The organism is Eubacterium sp. AF15-50 (assembly GCF_934835595.1).
GTDB classification, from domain to species: Bacteria; Bacillota; Clostridia; order Lachnospirales; family Lachnospiraceae; genus Eubacterium_G; species Eubacterium_G segne.
Window position 1 is genome coordinate 1 of record NZ_CAKVZL010000149.1, and the last position, 807, is coordinate 807.

At 31.5% G+C, this 807-nt stretch carries 2 protein-coding genes and 1 pseudogene; all 3 read right to left on the minus strand.

Annotated elements, in window-relative coordinates:
• A pseudogene (locus Q5O73_RS10515) lies at nt 1-277 on the minus strand (hypothetical protein); the annotation flags it as partial.
• 76 nt (nt 278-353) lie between these two features.
• Entirely contained in the window at nt 354-527 is a 174-nt protein-coding gene (locus Q5O73_RS10520) for a hypothetical protein (protein WP_302669666.1), read from the minus strand.
• Nucleotides 527-807, minus strand: a 281-nt coding sequence (locus tag Q5O73_RS10525; RefSeq protein ID WP_302669667.1) for a hypothetical protein, incomplete at its 5' end; no start/stop codon positions are given. The genes Q5O73_RS10520 and Q5O73_RS10525, both read right to left, overlap by 1 nt.

Sequence of the window (807 nt, forward strand, 5' to 3'; positions counted from 1 at the left end):
CTCTTTCATATATTTCCGTTCCGGTTCCGTTCCCACCAAGGGCATGATATGCGTTATAAAGATATTCAAAATCTTTCATATCTTCAATAGTCACATATTCTCGCTCGATATACTGCTTGCCTAACGTGTATATTTTATTGTGCAAAATCGCAATAACACCATCCCTTATTAACTTATTTGATGAATGTTTTGACTTTACGAAATTAAAAATACTTAACAGTATTGCTCCTGCCAATGACGGAATACCCAATGCGGATATGATTTGATATACTGTCATTTCTTTTCTCCTTATTCTTTTTTTACCCGTTAAAAACAATTTTTATCCGCCTACATCCCTAATCATTGAATCACCTCTATTCTTCCTCTTCTCCTACTGCCTTATCTGTTTCTTCATATTCACGGTCAAATTCTACCGGGTCGTATGCTTCGTCATACATAACGTTGTCTCGCTTAATCTTCATTCCTATATCGGAATACGTATGATTAAATTCTTTGTTATTAATTACCTTGTTTTCAACAATTATCATTATTTCACCTCCGTCGTTATTGCAGTATTTAAATAATCATGTAATAATTTATCATCTGCTAATTCTGTTCCATTTGAATATAAATGTCCTATTTGATAAGTATTTTTATATTGAAGAACAGTGGTATCTTTTGGAATTTCATATTCTATAGAATCAACAGATATAAACATCATATCTTTATTACTCCAATACACATCTTCATATATAGTTCCTTCTAATTTGATTATTCTATTAGCAATAGTTGACCAGTTTGTTGCAGTTTTATATGATTCAAGCATAG